The organism is Fictibacillus iocasae, from assembly GCF_042665465.1.
GTDB lineage: Bacteria > Bacillota > Bacilli > Bacillales > Fictibacillaceae > Fictibacillus > Fictibacillus iocasae.
Window position 1 is genome coordinate 24,326 of the sequence record NZ_JBHTCP010000048.1, and the last position, 22,766, is coordinate 47,091.

The 22,766-nt window shown below is 44.8% G+C and carries 21 protein-coding genes; 8 read left to right on the forward strand and 13 right to left on the reverse strand.

Annotation, left to right across the window (positions count from 1 at the left end):
- The 6 genes from ACFQPF_RS14530 to ACFQPF_RS14555 form a co-directional block, all read right to left on the reverse strand.
- The gene (locus ACFQPF_RS14530) at positions 1 to 1,365 is read right to left on the reverse strand and encodes a HAMP domain-containing sensor histidine kinase (protein ID WP_379750435.1); all 1,365 of its coding nucleotides are present in this window, start codon (positions 1,363 to 1,365) and stop codon (positions 1 to 3) included.
- Positions 1,362 to 2,033: a response regulator transcription factor gene (locus tag ACFQPF_RS14535; RefSeq protein ID WP_379750437.1), complete on the reverse strand. Its 672-nt coding sequence runs from the start codon at positions 2,031 to 2,033 to the stop codon at positions 1,362 to 1,364. Before ACFQPF_RS14535 ends, ACFQPF_RS14530 begins: the two co-directional genes overlap by 4 nt.
- 74 nt (positions 2,034 to 2,107) lie before the next feature.
- Positions 2,108 to 5,071, reverse strand: coding sequence for an ATP-binding protein (locus ACFQPF_RS14540; RefSeq protein ID WP_379750438.1), 2,964 nt, complete (start codon positions 5,069 to 5,071; stop codon positions 2,108 to 2,110).
- Positions 5,072 to 5,093: 22 nt separating this feature from the next.
- Positions 5,094 to 6,299 (reverse strand): metallophosphoesterase family protein, encoded by a 1,206-nt coding sequence (locus ACFQPF_RS14545; protein ID WP_379750439.1) that lies wholly within the window; start codon positions 6,297 to 6,299, stop codon positions 5,094 to 5,096.
- 152 nt (positions 6,300 to 6,451) lie between these two features.
- Positions 6,452 to 7,717, reverse strand: a complete 1,266-nt coding sequence (locus ACFQPF_RS14550; RefSeq protein ID WP_379750440.1) for an ABC transporter permease — start codon at positions 7,715 to 7,717, stop codon at positions 6,452 to 6,454.
- A complete protein-coding gene (locus ACFQPF_RS14555) occupies positions 7,710 to 8,606 on the reverse strand; it encodes an ABC transporter ATP-binding protein (protein ID WP_379750441.1) in 897 nt (298 codons plus the stop codon). Before ACFQPF_RS14555 ends, ACFQPF_RS14550 begins: the two co-directional genes overlap by 8 nt.
- A 210-nt stretch (positions 8,607 to 8,816) precedes the next feature.
- Here ACFQPF_RS14555 and ACFQPF_RS14560 point away from each other — a divergent pair, with 210 nt between their 5' ends.
- Both ACFQPF_RS14560 and ACFQPF_RS14565 read left to right on the forward strand, forming a co-directional pair.
- Complete coding sequence (locus tag ACFQPF_RS14560) at positions 8,817 to 9,005, forward strand: YhzD family protein (RefSeq protein ID WP_379750442.1); 189 nt, start codon at positions 8,817 to 8,819, stop codon at positions 9,003 to 9,005.
- Positions 9,006 to 9,018: 13 nt separating this feature from the next.
- The gene (locus ACFQPF_RS14565; protein ID WP_379750443.1) at positions 9,019 to 9,459 is read left to right on the forward strand and encodes a GNAT family N-acetyltransferase; all 441 of its coding nucleotides are present in this window, start codon (positions 9,019 to 9,021) and stop codon (positions 9,457 to 9,459) included.
- A 107-nt stretch (positions 9,460 to 9,566) separates the two neighbouring features.
- On the opposite strand, the gene ACFQPF_RS14570 is transcribed toward ACFQPF_RS14565, so the two are convergent.
- From ACFQPF_RS14570 to ACFQPF_RS14590, 5 genes are all read right to left on the reverse strand, one after another.
- Positions 9,567 to 11,054 carry an aldehyde dehydrogenase family protein gene (locus tag ACFQPF_RS14570; RefSeq protein ID WP_379750444.1) on the reverse strand — a complete coding sequence of 496 codons (1,488 nt, stop codon included), beginning with the start codon at positions 11,052 to 11,054 and terminating at the stop codon, positions 9,567 to 9,569.
- A 127-nt stretch (positions 11,055 to 11,181) separates the two neighbouring features.
- Positions 11,182 to 11,691 carry a GNAT family N-acetyltransferase gene (locus tag ACFQPF_RS14575; protein WP_379750445.1) on the reverse strand — a complete coding sequence of 170 codons (510 nt, stop codon included), beginning with the start codon at positions 11,689 to 11,691 and terminating at the stop codon, positions 11,182 to 11,184.
- 137 nt (positions 11,692 to 11,828) lie between these two features.
- Positions 11,829 to 12,680, reverse strand: a complete 852-nt coding sequence (locus ACFQPF_RS14580) for a Cof-type HAD-IIB family hydrolase (RefSeq protein WP_379750446.1) — start codon at positions 12,678 to 12,680, stop codon at positions 11,829 to 11,831.
- Positions 12,681 to 13,055: 375 nt separating this feature from the next.
- The gene (locus ACFQPF_RS14585; protein WP_379750447.1) at positions 13,056 to 13,409 is read right to left on the reverse strand and encodes a YlbF/YmcA family competence regulator; all 354 of its coding nucleotides are present in this window, start codon (positions 13,407 to 13,409) and stop codon (positions 13,056 to 13,058) included.
- Between the two features lie 48 nt (positions 13,410 to 13,457).
- Positions 13,458 to 14,597, reverse strand: a complete 1,140-nt coding sequence (locus tag ACFQPF_RS14590) for a DUF445 domain-containing protein (RefSeq protein ID WP_379750448.1) — start codon at positions 14,595 to 14,597, stop codon at positions 13,458 to 13,460.
- 189 nt (positions 14,598 to 14,786) lie between these two features.
- Between ACFQPF_RS14590 and ACFQPF_RS14595 the strand changes: the two genes are divergently transcribed.
- Positions 14,787 to 16,166, forward strand: coding sequence for a YheC/YheD family endospore coat-associated protein (locus ACFQPF_RS14595; RefSeq protein WP_379750449.1), 1,380 nt, complete (start codon positions 14,787 to 14,789; stop codon positions 16,164 to 16,166).
- A 19-nt stretch (positions 16,167 to 16,185) separates the two neighbouring features.
- On the opposite strand, the gene ACFQPF_RS14600 is transcribed toward ACFQPF_RS14595, so the two are convergent.
- Entirely contained in the window at positions 16,186 to 16,806 is a 621-nt protein-coding gene (locus tag ACFQPF_RS14600) for a polysaccharide deacetylase family protein (protein ID WP_379750450.1), read from the reverse strand.
- Positions 16,807 to 16,933: 127 nt separating this feature from the next.
- Here ACFQPF_RS14600 and ACFQPF_RS14605 point away from each other — a divergent pair, with 127 nt between their 5' ends.
- From ACFQPF_RS14605 to ACFQPF_RS14620, 4 genes are all read left to right on the forward strand, one after another.
- Entirely contained in the window at positions 16,934 to 17,797 is an 864-nt protein-coding gene (locus tag ACFQPF_RS14605) for a PucR family transcriptional regulator (RefSeq protein WP_379750451.1), read from the forward strand.
- 200 nt (positions 17,798 to 17,997) lie between these two features.
- Positions 17,998 to 19,095, forward strand: coding sequence for an ABC transporter ATP-binding protein (locus ACFQPF_RS14610; RefSeq protein WP_379750452.1), 1,098 nt, complete (start codon positions 17,998 to 18,000; stop codon positions 19,093 to 19,095).
- Positions 19,096 to 19,624: 529 nt separating this feature from the next.
- Positions 19,625 to 20,401: a transporter substrate-binding domain-containing protein gene (locus tag ACFQPF_RS14615; protein ID WP_379750453.1), complete on the forward strand. Its 777-nt coding sequence runs from the start codon at positions 19,625 to 19,627 to the stop codon at positions 20,399 to 20,401.
- Complete coding sequence (locus tag ACFQPF_RS14620; protein WP_379750454.1) at positions 20,394 to 21,047, forward strand: amino acid ABC transporter permease; 654 nt, start codon at positions 20,394 to 20,396, stop codon at positions 21,045 to 21,047. Before ACFQPF_RS14615 ends, ACFQPF_RS14620 begins: the two co-directional genes overlap by 8 nt.
- 371 nt (positions 21,048 to 21,418) lie before the next feature.
- On the opposite strand, the gene ACFQPF_RS14625 is transcribed toward ACFQPF_RS14620, so the two are convergent.
- The gene (locus ACFQPF_RS14625; RefSeq protein WP_379750455.1) at positions 21,419 to 21,619 is read right to left on the reverse strand and encodes an alpha/beta-type small acid-soluble spore protein; all 201 of its coding nucleotides are present in this window, start codon (positions 21,617 to 21,619) and stop codon (positions 21,419 to 21,421) included.
- A gap of 288 nt (positions 21,620 to 21,907) precedes the next feature.
- On the opposite strand from ACFQPF_RS14625, the gene ACFQPF_RS14630 reads away from it, so the two are divergent.
- Entirely contained in the window at positions 21,908 to 22,687 is a 780-nt protein-coding gene (locus ACFQPF_RS14630) for an SDR family NAD(P)-dependent oxidoreductase (RefSeq protein ID WP_379750456.1), read from the forward strand.
- Positions 22,688 to 22,766: the final 79 nt, after the last annotated feature.

Genomic DNA, 22,766 nt, shown 5'->3' on the forward strand with positions numbered 1-22,766 from the left:
TTAACTTTCCTCTCTGTCAGACTGCATAACAGGCACGATGACGCGGAAGACAACACCATCAACTGTATTGGCGGCATCCGCGGTGCCATTATGCAATTCTGCAATTCTTTTTACTATAGCCAGGCCAAGGCCAAACTGTCCTTTGTTCCCTTTTCTGAACGGCTGAAACAATTCTTCTGTCTGCTCAGACGTAAGGCGTTCGCCGTCATTAAACACTTCAACCATAAGCAATCCATCTTTATTATGTGCTTTCAATAGGATAGTACGTTCAGCATAACGGATGGCGTTCTGAACAAGATTTTCAAGCAGGATCGTCCATTGTTCACGATCACCCCAAAACTGAACCTCTTCACCTTCTACAGAGAAGGAAACGTCTTCGCGTAAATATTGAAATCGTTCCATGATTTCCTCGCATATGTCTCCGAATCTCAGTTTCCTTTTTTCCAGCTCATCAAATTTTACAGCATCAAGCTTCGTATAGTACAGCATGTTCTGCACTCTTTTTTCCATCCGCTTCGTCTCACTCAGGATGACATCCATCATGCCCTCTACGTTCGTTTTCGGCATGATGCCGTCCTTTACAGATTGTGCGTAGCTCTTAATGGTCATGAGCGGTGTTTTCAGTTCGTGCGATGCATGCTGAATGAACGTTTTCTGTGCCGCATCATGCCGTAGCAGGTTTTGTCTCATTTTTTCAAACTGAAGAGACAGCACGTTGAATTCGTCATCACTTTTCCAGTAAAAAGGCTCCTGCCAGTTTCGTTCTGCGATCTGTTCAAACCGCCTTCCTAAAATGTTCAGCGGAGAGCTTAAATAACGCGCGAGCCAAATCGCTGGAATGACGGCAAGCAAGCCTGTTAACAGGAGGATGATCACGAGTCTCTGCCATAAGCGATTCACCATATGATCACGGTAAGTGTCCCACATATACGAAATGTAATACACGTTCTCCCCTGTGTTCGTGTCGATCTTAGAGATAACGTAAAACAAGACAGCTCCTCGATAAGTGAGCTCGTAGTGCCCTCGGTTCTTTTCCTGTTTGTACGCTTTCTTCCCCATTTCCTCTAGAACACTGTCAGGAACGAGGTCTCCTTTTCTTTCGTAATATTGGTTTACGAGCATAATATGCCCGACCGAACGGGAGGCGTTGCGGCGCTCAATAAAATCGATAGACTTGTCGAGATTCCGTTCAGCCGCTGCTGGATCGCTGAGCCGTTCCTGTTCCGCCTCAATAATCCGGTACGTTTCATCGGTCATCGTATCTTTAATCGAGAGAGGATAGATCACAGCCGTCAGAACACCGACGGTCAGAATAAGGAGGGCAAACGACAGCCAGATGCGCTGTGTCAGCGAAAGTGAAATCATGACGGCACAATCCTGTATCCCGCTCCATAAACGGTCTCCAAATTAACGCGTGGCAGCTTCTTCCGTATACGTCTTATAACATCATCGACTGCCCGTTCTGAACCAAAATAGTCTTCCCCCCACACATAATGGAGAATCTCATCCCTTGTTCTGGCCTCTCCCTTGTTTTCGATCAAGTACAAAAGCACGTCCATTTCTTTTGACGTCAGGTTGATTGGTTCATTGTCTCTTGTAATCTTTCTTGCGGGCACATCAATGAGATACCCCGTCAGCTCGATCGTTTTCGGCATGCTTGCTCCCTGTTCATAGACACGGGAAAGCAGCTTTCTTGTTCGGATGACAAGCTCTCGCGGAAGGAACGGCTTGGCGAGATAGTCATCTCCTCCTAGTTCCAGACCTACAATTCGATCAAGGTCCTGATCACGAGCAGAAATGAAAATAACAGGAATGTCTCCCTTTTTTTTAATTTCCTTAATAATCTCGTAGCCATCCATCCCTGGCAGCATAATATCTAAAACCCATAGATGAGGAGGATTTTCTTGAGATTGAAGCGCTTCTTCGCCTGTATGATACAGAGAAACGTCCCATCCCTCTTTTTCCATATACGCCATCAGGACATGACCTAAGTCTTTCTCATCTTCTACAAGTGCGATGCGGTAGGAATGCAATGAAACGCACCCTCCTTTCAAGAACGTTTTGCTCCTTCTATTCTATCAGCCCAGAAGCAGGGTTGTCAGATGTTTTACACTGTCGTTTTCGCTTTCATATCATACACGTTTTTGTTTGAGAACACGCTCAAAACATGTTCATGGCAAGTAAAATACAGCACTTGCCTTTGTTTAGCGATATTTTCAATGAGATGTGCGGCCTGACCGGTTCTCCTCTTATCAAAGTTTACCGTTATATCGTCCATAATCATGAGCATTTCCTTGCTGTTTGCATGCAGCGCGAGAGCAGCTCTTATGCATAAATAGAGCAGTTCTGCAGTTCCTTTGCTTAGTTCTGATGGGTAAAATCTCGTATTCTGCTGATCCTGGACATAAAGAACCCCATGCTGATCGAGCATCACTTTCTCGTACCTTCCCTTCACGGCAGCCGTGAACAAGCTGGATGCAGCGGTAAGTACAGCCGGAAGTTTCTCTGTCCTGTATTTTTCTCTCGTTTTTTGAAGAGCGGAGTTGGCGAGCCGGCTGACCGCCCATTGTTTTGCCAGCATGTGCAGCTCACTCTTCAGCTGTTCAAATGTATGAACGGCTGCTGAATAAGTCCCATCCTCAAGCAGCGCTTTCCTCTCGTAATCAAGCTGCGAAGACGTTTCTGCCAAACGATCTCTGTTTTTCTTCATTTCTGGAAGTATAGAAGCCATCGACATACGTTTTTCTTCGAGCTTTTCAGGATCTTCTATTATGAACTTCGCTATCTCCTCAAGTCGATCATCACTATAGCCGAGAGAGGATAAATGCCACTCTGCTTCATGTAATGACTGCTTTCGGCTAACATACTCCTCGTAACGTTTAGCGGCAGTGTAAAAAGCATTTTCATCAGTGCAGTCAGCTGCTTTAAGAAGACTTGAGATTTCTTCTTCCACACTCGCAAGCATGCTTGAAATTTCCTTTGCCCGGTCAGCTAATGAAGCATGCTGCTTTTTAATTTCCTGCAAACGCTCTTCTGACTTTTCCTTTTGATCGAGACGTATCGTCAACTCTTTTAACCAATAACCAGGATCGCTGCCGGTCAACTCAGAAGCGGCTGCATAGTGAGCCACATGTTTTTCGAAACGGGAAATCTCTTGTTCATTCTTTGCCAGCTTAGCGTTCATACGGTCTTCTTCTTCATGCTGATTCTTCAGCTTGGCGATGACATCTAGTATACCTGCTGTGAAAAGCATGTTTTCAGATGCCTGCCAGCCGTGGCGTTCTCTCCACGTGTCAGCCTCTCGATAGAGTTTAAGTTCCTTCACCTCTGCCTGATCCAGTTCATGCGCGATTTCATGATACTTTTTCTCTTCCTCTTGAACGGCCCTTAACGCAATTTTCCATTCCTGCCTATGCTCATCATCCCGTTCTAATTCTTCAAGCCACCCCTCTCGCTTAATGGCACTGGCCGTTTTTCGATAAGGACGCAACCTTTCTTCTTCCTTTATCAGCATCTGTAACGCCTGATTTTTTCTCCAAGATGACAAGAGCAGGAAAACACCTGCTAAGAGAGCGACTGCAGCTGGATAAAACAATCTATTATCACTAATGGCAGCGATTAGGAACAAGACGATCCCTAAAGCAAGCGCAGCTGCACCCCAAGGGAAACCGGAGCTGCCTGTCCTTTTCTTCTCGTCGAGCTTCCGCTTCACATATTCGTAATCATCAGCAAGCTCCGATACAGGCTGATCACTGAATAAGGAATTTCTTTTTTCCACTCGTTTCGCGCGTTCTTTGGCCGGAAGAAGCATCTGCCGAAGCGACTGTTCATCTGCTTCAGCTTGCTCGAGCCGTTTTTGTGTACGAGCAAGCTGTTCGTTAAGCAAATCTTTTCTTTGCTGAAGCTGCTGCAGTCCTTGAAACAGCTCATGCCAGCTGTTTTTAGCCGCAAGGGATAGAGAGAACGATTGAACGGTGTCTTTTGTCCATTCTTCTCCCGCTTCTTTTTCAAGTTCTCGTATTTTCCGGCTGCTCTCGTGTAACGAAGCTTTTGTCGCAGCCGCTTCTTCTATCCATAATGTGATGCGCTGATATTGCTCGTTCAAACGAGCAAGTTCTTCACGGCTGATGGTAACGGATAAGGGCTTTACTTGATCCATTTCTTTTAAAATGCCGTCCATCTTATTCTCTAAATAATGCAGTTCGCCTTGCAGTGAGACAGCCTGAGCACGCCATGACTCGTATCTTCTCACTCCGTCTTCGGGAAACGTAAGACTGGCTGTTTCGTTTATGAAGCGCCTGTTTTCACTCCACTTTTGCAGAACAGGCGAGAGCTCCTTCCACTTTTCCAGCTTCATCATTTCCTTCTCAGCCTCTTTAATCGACTGATCCAGCTTATCTTTTTCAGCTGATACCTGCTCTTTCTCAGAGGACAGCCTGGAGTAGCTTTCATTTTTCTTTTTCCACTTTACCAGATTTTCTTCTGCTTCCTTCAGCTCGGCGATCTTGCTGTTTATAATCGGCTTCCTGCCGCCTGGCTTAAAGAACTGGCTTGCTTTCTTTTCCAGACGGCTCTCAAGTGCCGCTAAATTCTCTCCGCCTGTCATCCCAGCTCCAAGAAGAAAGTCTCCGAGTTCGCTTTCACTTAAACGATCCAGCTTCTGAAGGCCATCCAGACCAAAGCAGAAGATACCGTGAAAGAATGTTCTGTCCAGGTTGCCAAGCCATTCTCTTAAATACTCCTCACCGTGTGTTTCGCCGTTCTCAAGAGTAACGATAACCTCACCAGCCGCTTTTGCACCGTCCACTCGCTGGATGGCCATCTCGCCATATTCCGGATCGTGAAAAACGATTTTCCCCCCGCGCCTTCCGCCATCCTTAGGCTCATAGCGGCTGCTGCCGTTCTGCTTATGAGGGAAACCGAACAATACTGCCGCAATAAACTGCATGATGGTCGTCTTGCCAGCCTCGTTTTCGCCGTAAAATACATTCAGGCCAGAAGATAAATCGCGGCATTCCCATTGCTTTAAACCGCCAAATTGGTAAATATAAAGATGCTTAATCCTTGTCACGCCTCTGCTCCTCCTCTCTTGTTCAGTTCTTTAATCGTTCCATTAACAGCTCATTTTGAGCCAGCCTCATAACCTCTTTCACATCGTCTTCTGATAGCTGATCAAGAAATTTGGCCGCCTGTCTGTGACCATAAAGCTCTATTAATGATTCATTCATAACATCATTCTTTTCCATCATCTGCTGCACGTCTGCCCAAAAACCGGTTTGTACATTGGTCATAGAACGATCTGGCCAGCTTTCGTTAGCGATTTCGTGTACAAACACAAAATCCCCTTCTGACTCCTCTTCGTTCAGCACATCATGAAGCTCACTTAGAAAAGAAGATAACGATAGGAATATTGGACTTTTACCCGTCAGTACCAGTTTCAGTAGCACACCTTTTGAGTCTTCTCTACATGTTTCCTTAATTTTTAAACAAGTGTTTAAAAGATCATTCTCACTTTCGATGTTTTCCATCTGCAGAGATTCTTCTTTCCAGATAATATCTGAAGTTGAAATGAAGCGGCTGCTTTCTCCGTCCTTATCCAGCTCTACGATATAAGCTCCTTTTTCACCTGTCTCATTTTTGTGACGGCCTTGGATATTGCCTGAATAACGAATTGGCGGATCAATGGAAAGATCACTTCGTTTATGAATGTGGCCGAGTGCCCAATAATCGTAGTTTTTGCTTATCAGCTCTTGAAGCAAGAAAGGTGCGTAAGGATCGTGTCCCGTATAGCCAGCGGCCTGGCCATGCAGCATGCCGATGTGGAGGACGTCTCCCGTTTTCACAGGATATTGGTTTGTCCGATTTTCTGTTACGGCTCTCGTTTCGTAGCTGAACCCGTAGATGACAGCCTCTGTTCTGCCATTTTTCTTAAATACCGCCTTTTCAACATCCTTTCCTGAAAAGAATGTCACGTTCTCCGGCCAGTCCAGCTCTGTCCACTGTCCTCCAAGGTGGTCATGGTTTCCGTGAGATATATAGACTTTGATGTTGCTGCGGTTAAGTTTTTCCATTTCCTTTTTGAAACGATATTGTGCCTTTAAGCTTCTCATGTCTCCGTCAAAAATGTCTCCTGCCACAAGCATAAAATCCGTTTCTTCCGCAATAGCTATGTCCACCAGCTTGGAGAAGGCTGCAAACGTGCTTTCTTGCAATCGTTGAAAAATGGATGCAGGCAAACTGCCCAGCCCCTTAAACGGACTGTCTAAATGAAGATCCGCGCAATGAACAAATGTCACCATGATCAGCACATCCTTTGTCTCTCTTATTCTTTCATTATTTTAACACTTTAAACGGTATGTATGAGAGAAAAACAAACGGATGTTCTGTCTCATTCTTAGTTCATAATAGGAAAAAGCGGCCAAGCGTAAATTCGCCAAGCCGCTTCCTTACTTTATCTATTTACATTCTTTTCTTCCTTTGACATAATCAGTGCCTGCTTAACTAGCTTTAAAGATGGACTTCCTCCATACATGAGAACACCACCGCGGTACACTCGTGCGCCTATTACTGCAAAGGAAGCAATAGCAGCCATTAATATGGCGATACTTAGCATAATTTCCCATACTGGCATTTCCGTCATCCCCACCCGCAGCAGCATGATCATGGGCGTAAACAGTGGAAAGTAGGAAGCACCTGTAACAAGGGCTGATTCAGGGTTCTCCCGTCCGTACATCGCAATAAGAAATGCGCCGACAATGACCATAATGAGCGGCGTCAGCAAGCTGTTCACTTCCTCTACTCTGCTGATCAGTGAGCCAAGCATCGCGAACAATGTGGCATACATGAAGAAGCCTAACAAAAAGTAAAGGACCGCGAAACTAAACAAAGAAGCTGGAATACTGTTAAAATCAAGAAACGTTAGCAAACTGTCTTTACCACTCAGCTCTTGATTCAGCTGCAGAGCACTGTAGGAAGCGAACCCGAATATGATGAGCTGTGTAAAAGCAACGAGTACAATACCGAATATTTTGCCGAACATCTGCTTGACTGGTGACACACTTGAAATTAAAATCTCCATCACGCGGGATGATTTTTCGGTCGCCACTTCTGTTGCAATCATCGTTCCGTACATCATAACAGCCATGTACATGAAAAACAGCAGGATATAAACAAGAATATATGCCTGACTTGCTTCCTCTTCACTTTTTGCGCTTTCAAGCAATGATACTTTCTCAAACCCTACCGGTGAATACAGTCGTTCTACATCATTTTTGGTAAGGCCAAGTGACTGAACTGACACGACGTTCTTCACCTGCTGCAGCGCATTTTGAAGATCGTCAACTTGGCTTTGCTTTGTGACATCGTCTGCCTTAAAGGTGCCTTCAGGCAATCCCTCCCCGCTTTTTTTAATGATCAAATAGCCTTCCAATTTTCCTGAAGCTACGCTTTTCTTCGCACTTTCTTCATCTTCTATTTCAACTACCTGAAGGTCCTCTTTTAAAGGTTTCGCCTGTTCTTTCAGCAAAGGCAGAAACTCTCCAGACTCATCGATCACACCTATCTTATCTGGACCGTCTCCACTAAATACCTTCACGATTTGATCCATATTCGCAATTACAAACAGCAAGGCAATGGTGATGGCGGTTGAAAGGATGAACGGCTTCGATTTAATCTTCGTCTTGTATGTATGAAACAGCACGACCAGAAACTTACTCATTGACTGCACCAACCTTTTCTATGAAAATATCATGAAGTGATGGCTCTTCTAGTTCAAATTTAGTGACTGTCCCTTTGTTCTGAATGCTTCTGAAAATATCCTGAGCCGTTTCCTCTTGATTCACTTGCAGTCTTATTCCTTCTTCTAAAAGATGATGATGAACGACGCCATCCATCTCGGCTAAATAGCTCACATTAAAATCAGCCATTACGACAACATTCTTCCTGCCGAACGACCGTTTAATTTCTTTTAAGTGTCCGCTGACAGCTGATTTCCCTTTATGCATGATGCAAATGTTCTGACAAAGCTCTTCCACATGCTCCATCCGATGACTGGAGAACAAAATCGTCGTGCCGCTTTTATTCAATTCTTTCACAGCACCTTTTAGGAGCTCAACATTAACAGGATCAAGCCCGCTGAATGGCTCGTCAAGAATCAGCAGCTCGGGGTCATGAAGAACAGCTGCAATAAATTGGATTTTTTGCTGGTTCCCTTTTGAAAGTGATTCCACTTTTATGTTCAAATAGGCTTCCGCTTGGAAACGCTGCAGCCACCTGTCAGTTGATTGCAGAATGTCCGCCGTTTTCATTCCGCGCAGCTTACCTAGATACATTAGCTGTTCTTTTACCGTCAGCTTCGGATACAGCCCTCTTTCTTCTGGAAGATAGCCAATCTTATCGCTTGTTTCATAGGAAAGTGCCTGACCTTTCCAAGTAATGCTTCCCGCACTTGGTGTGAGAAGCCCAAGTATCATTCGAAATGTCGTCGTCTTGCCTGCACCATTTGCTCCTAACAGCCCAAATATACCGCCTTGCTCAAGTTCAAGGTTTAACGAATCGACTGCTGTAAATGATCCGAAGTTCTTCTTTACCTGCTGAATATGAAGCATGTTATCTCCCCCCTCCTTCTAGTGTACTATACGACTTCTCCTAATTGGATATATTTACATATTTTCCATATGAAAACATTTTGCATGTGCGACTAGCTTAACAGACCACACAAAGGTCCTCACCATTTACAAAATCATAATAAATGAAAGACGCAGAAGGAAAAAGTCGAGATATAGCGAATTACGAAAAAAGAGAGAAAGGAGCGATACATGATGTTATCTTATACGTTAACGGTATATGAAAAAAATGGTGATAAAATAGCGGATGAGGCACTAAAGGCTAATGATGACAAGGAAGCGAAAAAGCTGGGAGAAGAGCGTTTGAAGGAATTGAATGCAGAAGAAAAAACGCACCGTCTCACTTCGCCAAAAGGCCAGCTGCTTCTTTTCCATCGTTAGGGGATGCGAGGTGATGAATATGAGCACGTATGCGATTCGCAAAGCGGGAATAGAAGACAGCGGTGATCTTGCTTATTTAATGGGAGAGCTTGGCTATCCAACGCTTCAGGAAGAAATGGAAGAACGGTTGTCCTTTCTGCTTCAAGACGGCAGTTATGCTTGTTTTGTGTCGTGTTACGAGGAGCGCATCACCGGCATGATTGGTCTTGCCATCGGCCGCTATTTTGAGAAAAACGGCACGTACGCAAGAATTACAGCACTGGTCGTCAGCGAAGAATTTCGCGGCAATGGGTTTGGTAAAGCATTGGTCCATTACGGGGAAGAATGGGCAAAAGAGCAGGGCTGCACGGCTATCCTGCTCAACAGCGGAAAACACCGCACCGATACGCATGACTTTTACAGAAGCCTGGATTATGATGACACAGGCTTGCGGTTTATCAAGGTCATGCTGTGACTATTTTAAAACAAGTAAAAGGACTTTCTCTAAAGCGTATTGCCTAAGAGAAAGTCCTTTTTCCCGTTCGTATGCTGACCCCATATCAGAGGTTCTGGGTGCAGTAATTACTTAAGGTTAACCCAGACGCTCTTTACTTCTGTATAGTTATTCAGTGCATATGAACCCATTTCGCGGCCCATGCCGGACTGCTTGTAGCCTCCGAAAGGTGATGCCGCATCAAATGCGTTATAGCAGTTCACCCATACTGTCCCTGCACGAAGCTTGCTGGATACATAATGAGCGGTTTTGAGGTTCTCTGTCCAGAGCCCTGCAGCGAGTCCGTACTCGGAATTGTTCGCACGCCCGATCACTTCATCCAGGTCTTCAAACGGCATCGCTGCGACAACCGGCCCGAAGATCTCTTCTTTTGCGATCGTCATCTTATCATCCACATCGGCGAAGATCGTCGGCTCGACAAAATATCCTCTTTCAAAAGGAACATTTCCGCCAGTCAGAAGCTCAGCTCCCTCTTCTTGGCCTTTTTGAATGTAGCTGAGTACGCGGTTATGCTGCTCCTCAGATACAAGCGGCCCCATGTTCGTTTCAGGATCAAGCCCAGGTCCTTGCTTAATCTTTTTCGCATGTGACACAAGGTCAGCTACCACGTTGTCGAACGATTTCTTCTGAATGAACAGTCGTGATCCAGCACAGCAGACCTGCCCTTGGTTGAACATGATTCCGCTGAGCGCTCCTGGAATCGCGCGGCTCATGTCAGCGTCAGGAAGGATGATGTTCGGTGATTTCCCTCCAAGCTCAAGCGTCACGCGCTTCAGCGTCTGAGAAGCGTTCCTCATGATCAGCTTGCCGACTTCCGTTGAACCGGTAAACGCGATCTTGTCCACATCATGGTGGTCAACAAGTGCCGCTCCCGTTTCGCCCGCTCCTGTAACTACGTTCAAGACACCTTCCGGGAACCCGGCTTCAGCTGCTAACTGCGCCAAGTACAGTGCAGATAATGGTGTCTGCTCTGCCGGCTTAAGAACAATGGTACATCCCGTTGCAAGAGCCGCTCCAAGTTTCCAAGCCGCCATTAAAAGCGGGAAGTTCCAAGGAATGATTTGTCCGACTACGCCTAGTGCCTCGTGACGTGTGTAGTTAAAGAAGCTGCCTGCTACAGGAATAGTCTGTCCGACAATTTTCGTTGACCATCCAGCATAATAACGGAAGTGTTCGATCGCAAGAGGGACGTCAGCGTTCATCGTTTCGCCGATCGGCTTACCGTTATCAAGCGTGTCGAGCTGTGCAAGCTCTTCTTTATTTTGTTCCATTAAGTCAGCTAGCTTGTAAATTAAATGACTGCGTTTTGCTGCAGGCATCTTTGACCAATATCCGGTTTCAAAGGCAGCACGTGCCGCTTTTACCGCACGGTCAATGTCTTCTGTTCCGCCCTCAGATACAAGTGCGAGAACTTCTCCAGTCGAAGGGTTTAACGTTTCAAATGTTTTGCCAGACGCCGATGCTACCCATTCACCATTGATAAAGAGTTTTTTCGTTCCATTTAGAAACTCGGCTACTTTCGGCTTTAGCTGAAAACTTACTGCTGTTTTTTCCATTTGAATCCTCCCTTAATAGTTGTGTTTCTTTCGTGATAAGGATTCGACAGGATGAATGAAAACCCTTTCATTTTTGCCCTTTTTAACATAGTTGTAATGTTTTCGGCATTTTCTTACACCATTCGAGTTAAAGAAACAGCACCATTAGATGTTCATCAATATAACGGCCATCCGATTTCAGCGCATTTTTCTCTGTTCCGTAAACTTGGAATCCTTTTCTTTTATAAAGGTTTATGGCAGGATCATTATCGGTGGCTACAGCGAGCTGCAGCTGTTCGATTCCTCCGATTTTCTTGGCTTGCTGAATACTGTAGTCAAGCAGCTTTCCGGCAATCCCGGCACCTTGATATTTTTCACTCATATAAACGGCTACCAGCGCCGCCTTGTGCTTGATTTTCTCTCTCATTTCTTGCATAACGCCCATCATACCGACAAGCTCGTCTCCTGAAAATGCGCCGGCAATAAACTGCCCCTGCTGATGATTTCGAAAACGCTGACGCTGCTGTTCTTCAGTCATGCTTTCTTGCTGTTCTTTCGTGACCAAGAACGAGTCAGGGTATTTTTCTAACGCCTCTAAACGAACCTTCCTAAATGCTGCTGCATCCTCTTCTGTTAATTTGCGAAATGTAATGGTCACGCTACAAGCCCCTTTGTTTTTATTGTTATCCCTCATTTTATCCAATTAACGGATATTACAAAAGATATTATTGCCGCTTTAAGAGTTTACAACATAGAAAAAAGCCCTGGTAGGTGAAGGGCTTTAAAAAAACTTTCTTACTTATGCATTATCTGTGATCGCATCTGCTTGCGGAACACTTCTTTAATCATGTAAGAAACGCCAAGCTGGTCGTTCGTCCGTGTGATCCATTTTGCACAGCTCTTGATCTCATCAGGTGCATTGGCCATCGCAACGCCAAGGCCTGCGTATTCAATCATGTCCTTGTCATTATAAGAATCCCCAACCGCTACGGTTTCGTGCGACTTAATGCCAAGCCGCTCGCTCAGCACCTTTAGCGCAGCACCCTTTGTTACCTTAGGAGCAGTAATCTCGAAATGGCACTTGGAAGAAGAGGAGTACTCAAATGCCGGGTAGTGTGTTTTCATATAGATCTCAGCTGACTCTTTTTCTTTCTCATCAAAAAATTGAACATCAATCTTCGGTGGTGATATATCTTGCGTCAGTACGTGTTCTGCTAAGTTCTCAGTAAATGTTACCGGATAAAAGAGCGGGTCCCCCGTGCTTAACGTTAATTTAGCGACGAGCTGGCTTTTCTGCCTCATTTGGTTACCGACGGCAAAGCGCTCGTGCACCATCCTCACATGACATTCATAGTTTTCAAGAGTGTCTGCCATTTTGTATGCATCTTCTGTACTGATTCTTCTTTCGTAAATCGGGTCATCTACGTTCTTAGCAAGAAATCCGCCATTATGACTGATTAAGCAGCTGTCGAGCTTCAGCGCTTTTGCGATTTTTTGTGTGGATGGAAAGCTTCTTCCTGATGCTAGTGTAACGTACACCCCTTTGCCTTTTACATAATCGATTGCCTCGCGTGTTTCACGGTCAATGCGAAAGTTGCTTCTTAACAGGGTCCCATCGATGTCGATCGCCAGTAGTCTGTATACCATGGTACTCCCCCTTCTCTTATCACACTAGAATGATAACTACTTTAACTCTATGCGATATAGGAGGATGGTAGTACAAAAAACGAGCAGGGGTCCGGTACGAGAAGTACCGGACCCCTGGCATCACCTGGCATCAGGACTTTTTCTAGACAAGTGTTTAACTATGGTAAATAACGGAATATCAGCCGTAAAGTAGCGTCAATCGCCCGTGAATTTGATTTTGCAGCCGCGCGACATAGGACATCGCCTGTACTTCACAGAATGTGAGCCGTATTATTGTCGAATGCGCCCGCGCTCCCGGAACAAACAATAAAGCCGCCACAAAAGTGTCGTTTCCAAGACCTTTTGAGGCGGCTTCTATTATCCCATCTAATTAAATTAGTTGTTAACCATTGGGCCGTACAGCTCTTCTAATGGCTTCGTGATAATCTTGTTCATTTCCGCTACGATCATGCTCATGCGCTGTTCAGCCGCCATAAGCTTGGAAATCGTTTCATTTTCCTGAACACTTTGGAACACGCTTTGTGCCTGCTGAACTTCTTCTTCTGTAATTTCTTGACCTGTCATCTGCTTTTGCTGAAGACCCAATTGCAAGTCACGAAATTCCTCGAAAAGTTTTTTCGTGTCTTCATTCGCGTTCACTTCATCGTACATTTTCTTCAATTCTTGAAAATCACTGCTGCTGCGCAATGCTTTTTCAAGATCGTATGCAATATCATAAACGTTTGACATCGTATGTCCTCCTTTTGATTCACCATTCGGTTAACACTATAACAAAGATTATAAAACGAGCACAAGTAATCCTTGAACGACACCGATCAAGCCTCCGAGCAGCGCTCCAAGCCACGTAATCATTTTCAGCTCCGAATTAGCGATGGCGATGATAATGGCCTCAAGCCTTTCAAGCGAGAACGTTTCGACTTGTTCTTCTACAATCTTGGCAAGGTTGATCTTGCTGAGCAGAAGTTCAAGCCTTTCGGTTACCAACTGCATCCCTAGCGCGACGGCTTTAGGAACCATTTTTTCAGTCAGTGTTTCCTCAATCGGTGTTGTCCATTCTTTGAGAGGCTTGGATAAAAGGCTGTCGATTGGCAGCTGGCCAGCGATTATGGCAGCCGCTTCGTCTTTAAGCTTACCGGATTGACCAACTGTTTTCTCAAGGTCCGCCCATTTTTTCTCTTTTAGGTTTTTCCATTCTTTTTGTAAAAGCTCGTTCACTGTTTGTTCTGTTTGCGGCTGACGTAAGAATTTTAAAAGCTCTGGCCTGATTTTTTCGGCGATGCTAATGTTGCCGAAAAACATAGACACCATGTTTACGAGAGTGCCTTTATCCATCAGAAACGCGTCCACACCTTTTGTGAGTGCTGCTTTTCCTTGACTGCTTTCCAAATATTCTTCCGCTTTCTTTAGCATGAGACGGCTGAGCTCCGGGATCTTCTCTTCAGCCTTTTCGCTCCAGCCTGCCGGCATAATAGTCCCAAGCTGCTCTTCTCGCCATCCAGTAAATAAATCTTCTAACTTTTCCTTGATCCAACTCTCTGCTTTTTCTTTCAGTACCTGTTCTGCATCTTTCATCTCAAACTGCTGCTCGAGCCAATATGACACCGATTTGTCACTTTGAAGAAATCGTTTCACCTCTTGCTGAGTCCATTCTGTCAGTTCGTTCGTGAACACGGGATCATTGATCTTCCCTTTTACACCCTCTGCGGTTAATAGATGGGTCGTTACCGTCTCCCCGAGCTGAACAGCCAGCTGATGACGCCGTTTTGGAATGAGTCCAGGGGTAAAAGGAACCCTGAACTTACCTATATAGAGGGTATTAAATGGTCGAAAAAGCATCTTTATGGCAATAAGGTTCGTGAGTCCTCCAATCAAGGCTCCAATAATGACCATCAGCGACATCGTGATAAATATATCCATTCATTGATCTCCTATTTTCAGTTTAGAAAAATCCGTACACAACGACTTTTGATCATCATATCCACTGTTAAATGCCGGACCGTAATAAGCCATCACAAGCACTCTTTATTATACAAACCTGAAATGGTGTAGGGCAAGCTGGGGGCGCATATACTTCCAACACGATGATGTTTAAAGGAGACATGCCTAATGGTTGATACGTATTTTCAATTATTAAAAAAAGCAGAGCTAAATGGCCATTGTGCGGTGGTGCCTGAAATATGGAGCGAGGCAAGTGATCACATCCATTCGGTATCGTTTGGAAAATGTTTGGTTGAAGGAATAACCGTATCTTTTCATAAACAACAATCAGAGGTTTGGTTGAGTGAAGGTGTTTGGGCTGAGCTAGGTCTTCCGTTTGAAACGTGTATGAGCATAGCCGTTGTGAATGGATGCTTGCGTATTGGTCCGCTTGTTGGCATCCTGTCAGAAGGCTTTCAGCCGGATGCTTCTTCCTACGCCGCCTTTTTTGAAGGCTATTTATCTGCCGGAAAAGAAGAGGGCTGTTTGCCCTTTTTGTTCAGCTGTCGAAACATCCAGTATGATAGACGGAAAATTAATGGATGGTTTCTTCGCGAAAAAGAATGGATGCAATGCGAGGTTCCTGTTCCAGATGTGGTATATAACAAGCTGCCTGACCGAAAGACTGAGCAGTCGAAGCCCTATAAAAAGGCGTTAGCGTGGATGCGGGAAAAAGGCAAAACCGCTCTTTTCAACCCTTCCTTTTTTGATAAAGGAACGGTTCACCAACAGCTTGTTCAAGATTCTGATTGCCAATCCTACTTGCCGGAAACACATTTCAACCCTACACTTGAAAACTTTATTGAAATGACAGATAAATATCCTGAACTTTTCGTGAAGCCGTCTGAAGGAAGCCTCGGAAAAGGCGTGGTTTGCATTACGAAAAGGCCAACTGGCTTTTATTGCCGCAAGCAGCATAAGGACAGTGTGTCTGCACACACCTATCATTCGGCTGAAAGGCTTTACTCTTCCCTTTTCGGGAGTGCCCCCACATTGCTGCAGCAAGGGATTGACCTTGTTGAAATCAGAGGCAGGCGAACGGATTTCCGTTTTCATACAAATAAAAATAGTGCCGGACAGTGGGAAGTATCAGCGGCTGCTGTTAAGATTTGCGGAGAATCTGTTGTTACAACGCATACTGGAAATGGTGGCGAGGTCATCTCTTTTAGTGAATACTGCGGCAGTCAGGCAGCCGGGCTTAGCCTTGTAAAAGAAATTGGCAAAGCGGCGCTGCTGCTCAGCCGCTCTTTAGATAAAAGATTACCCGGCCCGATCGGTGAAATCGGGTTTGACTTTGGGCTCGACAAGCAAGGGAGAATCTGGCTTTTTGAAGCGAACGCAAAGCCTGGCCGCGGGATTTTTGATCATCCGCTCCTTACCTCACAAAAGGAGCGCACAGTAAGGCTTCCGTTTCAATATGCACTTTATCTTTCTGGATTTACCAGCAGCAAGAATAGGAGAGACAAGTGGCTGATTCATGCTAAAAAAGAGCAAGAAGCAGAAAAATAATCATCTCCCCTCTCATCTCTTACTCAGGAAGGATAAACTCATATCCTTCCTTTTTCAGCTGTGTGATGAGTTTATCCAATACAGCTGTTGTCTGGATTAGTTCATGAAGAAGAAGAATCGAGCCTTCTTTAACATGTTCCATAACATTCGTAACAATCCGTTGAGGCTCATGCTTCCATTCCCAGTCCAGGCCTGCAACATTCCAAAGCAAAGGCTTTAGCTTATGTTTGGAAAGAATGTGGAGCGTGTCGTCATTATAGCTCCCAAACGGAGGCCTGAAAAAGCTCACGCGATGTCCGGTAATGCTCTCAATCTTTCGGACACTGCCTATAATCTCCTTTTCCTGTAAAGAATAAGAAAGTCTACTTAGGTCCGGATGGTGAATGGAATGGGCTCCAATCATGTGTCCATCCTCGAGCACCCTCGCCCATGGCCTTCTTTCATAGATCAAACGAGTCTGCCAGAAAAAGATGGCCTTTGTTTCATGCTTTTTTAAAATATCCAGCATCTTTATAAGCTGGCTGGACGGGCCATCGTCAAAAGTTAGAAGTAGTGGCTTCTTAGCCGTCCTTCTCCATTCTGTGGCTGACGTGATAATTCGATCATCGTTCCAGTCGTACACGACCGTTTCTGCTGTCACTCAAGGACATCTTTTCATCCGTCTCCCTCCTCTATTTACGGCCGTTCCCCGGTTTTGCGAGTTTTGTCCAAAGTGTTATATGATGATATCATCATAGCAAGGATAAGACGGAAAGGACACGAATGTGATGCTCGAGCAGCTCCAAAAGCACTATGCAGGAAAAATTGTGACAAGCCTTGATGACAGTGATGCACAGCATACTTGGCTGAAGACGCCAACTGGAGAGAAATTCGCGATTGATCTGGACAGCTTGACGAAAAGCGAAGCCTCCCTTCTGCTGTCACTTTGTCAACTTGACCAAAACGATTCGGTGTTAACACACCATGAAAACCAGTGGCATCAGGTTCTCTTTAACAACCGTCCATATGAAGGAAAGGGAAGCTTTCGTTTTCTTCATTTCTTCTTTAAACAGCATCTTCAAGAACCCGCTGCATTTCGGCAAGCGATAGAAGGATTGTTCTCGCGCTCTTCTGTATTCGTTCTCCACCCTGATCAAAAGAGCGGCGTGATTATCGAGCAGGAAATTAGTGATTGTGACGAAGAAGCATATTCTGGTTTCAAGGAGCTTGTCACGTCTGACCTTTATATGGACGTGCAGCTTTTTGCAGGAATCTGGCACCAGGACAGCGCGGATCCTGCCGCAGTCTTTCAAAGTGAGCGCGGTGCTTTTCAATCTTCCACCAGCATGCTGCCGCCAAAAGATGTATATGCGTTAAGCGACATCATTCCCTATCTGCTGTTAAATGGTGCGGCACCTTACACGAAGCAAATGCTTTCTTCGATCTTACCTGAAGAAATCTTGCAGGATAAAGAAATGGTTCAAAGTATAAAAATCTATATCGAGAGCGGGTTCAACATCTCTGTTGCCGCTAAAAAACTGTATATACACCGCAACAGCCTGCAATACCGAGTGGACCGATTTGCCGAACGGACAGGAATTGACGTCAGACAGTTTCAAGAAGCACTTCCCGTTTATTTCGCTCTATTATAAAGAGCACTCAGGAAAAATTAATGAAAACTAGGGGTCCGGTACGAAGCGTACCGGACCCCTAGTTTTCACTTTGTGCAATGTGCCTAATTAAGCGGACTTTTTTTTAGGCACACTATCCATTTACGAAAGCCCTTTCAGCGTGTAATCTAGCTTTATAACGTAAACGTTTTCATTTACGCATTTGAAAGGGGCTTTTTATAATGGCAGGAATCGCACTGAAAAATATCGTAAAACGCTATGACAATAAAGTAACAGCCGTACATGATTTCAACCTAGATATCGCGGACAAAGAATTTATCGTATTCGTCGGTCCATCAGGCTGTGGTAAGTCTACTACACTTCGTATGATCGCGGGTCTTGAAGACATCTCAGAGGGAGATCTAGTTATTGACGGTCGTGTTGTAAACGACGTAGCTCCAAAAGACCGCGACATCGCGATGGTATTCCAGAACTACGCGCTTTACCCGCACATGAACGTCTATGACAACATGGCATTCGGTTTGAAGCTTCGCAAGTTCAGCAAGGAAGAAATCGACAAGCGTGTAAAAGAAGCAGCACGCATCCTTGGTCTTGAACAGTACCTTGACCGTAAGCCAAAAGCTCTTTCCGGCGGACAGCGTCAGCGTGTTGCCCTCGGCCGTGCAATCGTTCGTGACGCAAAAGTATTCTTGATGGACGAGCCTCTTTCCAACCTTGATGCGAAATTGCGTGTGCAGATGCGTGCGGAAATCACTAAGCTTCACCAGCGTCTTCAGACGACAACGATCTATGTAACACACGATCAGACTGAAGCGATGACGATGGCGACTCGTATCGTTGTTATGAAGGACGGCCACATTCAGCAAGTAGGTTCGCCGAAGGAAGTTTATGACACACCTGAAAACATCTTTGTTGGCGGATTTATCGGAAGTCCGGCAATGAACTTCATTAACGGAACACTTGAGGATGGGTTCTTCAAGATCGGTGATGTAAAAGTAGCGATCCCAGGCGGCAAAATGAAGGTACTTAAAGAACGCGGCTACTTGAACAAAGATATCGTTCTAGGCATTCGTCCAGAAGATATCCACGATGAGCCGGTGTTCCTAGAATCTTCAGCAAACACTCGCATTGAAGCTAAAATTGACGTAGCTGAGCTAATGGGAGCAGAAACATTCCTTTATTCCACCGTTTCCGGACAAGACTTCATCGCACGCGTTGATTCTCGTACAGATGTCGTAAACGGACAGAACATCTCCCTAGCGTTCGACATGAACAAAGCACACTTCTTCGACAAAGAAAGCGAACTTCGTATTCGATAATCTCTATAATAAGAGGCTGCCTGACATGGCAGTCTTTTTTATTTTATCTTTTAACGAATTTTAGATAAGTAAAAATATTTCCGTTTAAATTCTAAAGAAATACTTTTAAATCTTTTGGCACCTTGAATTCGTCCTAGCCAGGTTGATTGGAGTGTAAGGCGCCGACTCCTCGAAAATGAAGTTCACATTTTCTTCGTGCGATGCCTTGCTGCGTCGCCTTCCTTATCCTGCGGGACAAGCGGTCAGGTGAGGATCCTTCAATGGCGCTTGGCTAGCGAAGGGGCTCACCGCCTGCCCCGCGGAAAGCGTGCGCCTGAAACGGAAATCAACCACTTACCTGAATACTAAAAAAAGCGTACTAAAAAAAGCACCAAAGGTTGCTAAAATATTATTGTATTTTAGGGTGAATTTTTTCCAAGTTCGGGAATGATGAATAATAATTGACATTTCCGTAGTGTTCTCTTTAAAATAGAGAAATTCGGATATGTTTTATCGGAATTGATTTAACTACCATCAGGAGGTACATACCATGAAAAAATGGGTGATTATGCTGCTTACGGCAGTGTTGATGACAGGTGTTCTTGCGGCTTGCGGGAAATCTGAAAAAGAAGAAGGCGGCAAAGAAAAAGGAGATGTTCTGACAATCGGAACGGAAGCCACTTACCCTCCTTTCTCTTATCGTGACAGCAAGACAAACGAAATTACAGGCTATGATGTGGAAGTAGCGAAGGAAGTAGCTAAACGAATGGGTATGGAAGCGAAGTTTGTTCCAACAGAGTGGAAGAACATGTTTACTTCTCTTGATTCCAAGCGTTTCGACATGGTTGCAAACCAAGTCACGATCACAGACGAGCGTAAAGGACAATATGACTTCTCTACTCCGTATACGGTGTCTGGCGGAATGGTTATCGTGAATCAAGACAACAAGGACATTAAAGGAATTGAAGATTTTAAAGGGAAGACGGTCGGAACGACACAAGGCTCTAACTATGCAGCAGAAGCAGAAAAAGCTGGAGCGAACTTGAAATACTATAAAGGCATCGCGCAAGTGCTGGCTGACTTAAACGTTAAGCGAGTGGATGCAGCGATGAACGATGAGCTGTTTATATTGACAGAACTAAAGAAAACCGATTATAAAGTAAAAGCAGTTGGAAAGCCGTTCAATGAAAACGAAATGGCATTTGCCTTCTTAAAGGGCAACAAAGATCTTGTGAAAAAAGTGGATAAAGCTCTTGCCGAGATGAAGAAAGACGGTACGCTTGCCAAGCTTTCGAAAAAATACTTCGGTGAAGATGTAAGTGAATAAAACACTTGAGTACATGACGGACTCCCTTCCTTATTTATTGGAGGGAGCTCGTCTTACTGTCATTTTAAGCACGGCATCCATATTTGGAGCCCTAGCACTCGGCCTAGTGGTTGCTTTAATGAGGATGTCATCTAACGGTTTTTTGGCGAATGCAGCTAAGCTTTACATCTCATTTTTCCGAGGCACGCCACTTCTCATTCAGCTTCTTATCTTTTATAACGGATTTACATGGCTTTTCATTGTAGAAGGCTGGCAGGCTGCTCTTGCGGGGTTGATCATGCATTTTAGCGCTTATATTGCGGAATCGTACCGCGGTGCCATACAGTCGATCGACAAAGGTCAATGGGAAGCAGCCTATTCGCTCGGCATGAGCCGTTATACAACATTTAAAGAAGTCATTTTTCCTCAGGCATGGAGAGTATCCATCCCTTCCGTCTGGAACTCATTGATTGATATTGTGAAAGCCTCTTCTCTTGCATCGGTCATTACTGTGCCTGAATTGACGTTAATTGCCGATCAGCGCAGTGCATCAAGCCTCGTCGTGCTCCCTATCCTGCTTGAAGCGGCTCTTATTTATTGGATTTTGACGATTATACTGGATTATATTCGAGTGGTCATAGAAAAAAGGCTATTGATCAAATCATAAGGAAAGCTCTGTTCACGCATACTACGAACAGAGCTTTTTATATTTCATTCCCATTCACTAATAAAAAATAAAACCTCTTGATTGCACAGCCGGCAGCAAAATACATGAGGGCATTGAAAATCACTGCTATCATGAGGAAATCCGTCTTCCATCTTTATCTTGTCTGTTTCCATATATGGACTGTAATCATCGTAATAATCAGACAGTTTCCCTTTATCATCTGCTTCATTTCCGCAATCTGGACATCGGATCACAATGGTATGTAGTTGATTGCAAAGCGGGCATACAGACATGTCGGGCACCTCGTTTTTAAACAGTTGTTTAATTAAAAGGGATGGATTGCTCCATCCCTTACAGCCATGAGTATAGAGTTATCGTTGTCCGCCAAATTGCTGTTGAGCCATTTGTACAAGACGCTTCGTGATCTCTCCACCAACTGATCCGTTAGCGCGAGCTGTTGCGTCTGGTCCTAACTGGACACCGAACTCGGAAGCGATTTCGTATTTCATCTGGTCGATAGCTTGCTGAGCTCCAGGTACGACTAATTGGTTTGAGCTTCTGTTGTCTGCCATGTGTATCACCTCCTTGACTCTATTTTGTGTTAAACGCTTCTTCATATGCAGAAAACCAGCTGCCAATATATAGTCTCTTTGCCAATGCAGAAGTTCCTTGTTCCTTGCAGAGTCCTTGCAGGCGTTCTTTGCAGGGGTCCGGTACCATCTCAATTTAGGGTGCTTATGATCAAGAGATACATTAAAACGTACCTGACCCCGGTCTTTGGACTTGCCTTTACTTTTTTGGCACGCTATAATGTCTATATGTTTAAACGTTTAAACATAATAAAAAGGAGATGAACTTAGATGAACAATAGATATGTACTCATTACTGGTGCTTCTTCTGGAATCGGTTTATCTTTGGCAAAACGGTTTGCCAAAGATGGCTATTCCCTCATCCTGACTGCTAGAAATGAAGAACAGCTGCAGAAGATCGCCACAGAGCTTCAAGCGGAATACAGGATTAACGCAGCCTATATCGCGCAAGACTTAAGCCAGCCAGAAGCACCGCGGCAGCTTGTTGATGAATTGAACCGCAGAGATTTATCGGTGGACATGCTTGTGAACAACGCTGGCTTTGCGGCATACGGACCCTTTAGGGATACAAAATGGGAAGAAGAACGGGATATGATTCAAGTAAACATCATGGCACTGACCGAGCTGACGAAACGGCTTCTTCCAGGAATGATCAGCCGTAACCGCGGAAGAATTTTAAACGTCGCCTCAACGGCTGCTTTTCAGCCGGGTCCCCTGATGGCTGTTTATTATGCGACTAAAGCATACGTGCTTTCGTTCTCAGAGGCTTTAAGCTTCGAGCTTCGCAACACGAATATTACGGTTACCGCTCTCGCCCCTGGAGCGACGGCGACAAATTTTGAAGCACGTGCCAACCTGGGCTCTTCTCGTTTGTTCAAATCGGGAGCGATGAATGTTGAGGATGTGGCACTTGCTGGCTACAAAGCGATGCAGTCTGGCAAAAGGCTCGTGATTCCCGGCGCAAAAAATAAGTTTCTTGCTTCTGCCATCCGGCTTTTACCGCGTAAAACGGTATTGAAGATTGTGCACTATGTACAGGACAAAGCTTAAAAACTGTCGAATTGTTACAGCAGGAGCGTATTCTGCTGTTTTCTTTTTTAGTGTGCTCCTGCATAAAGTGAAACAAGGG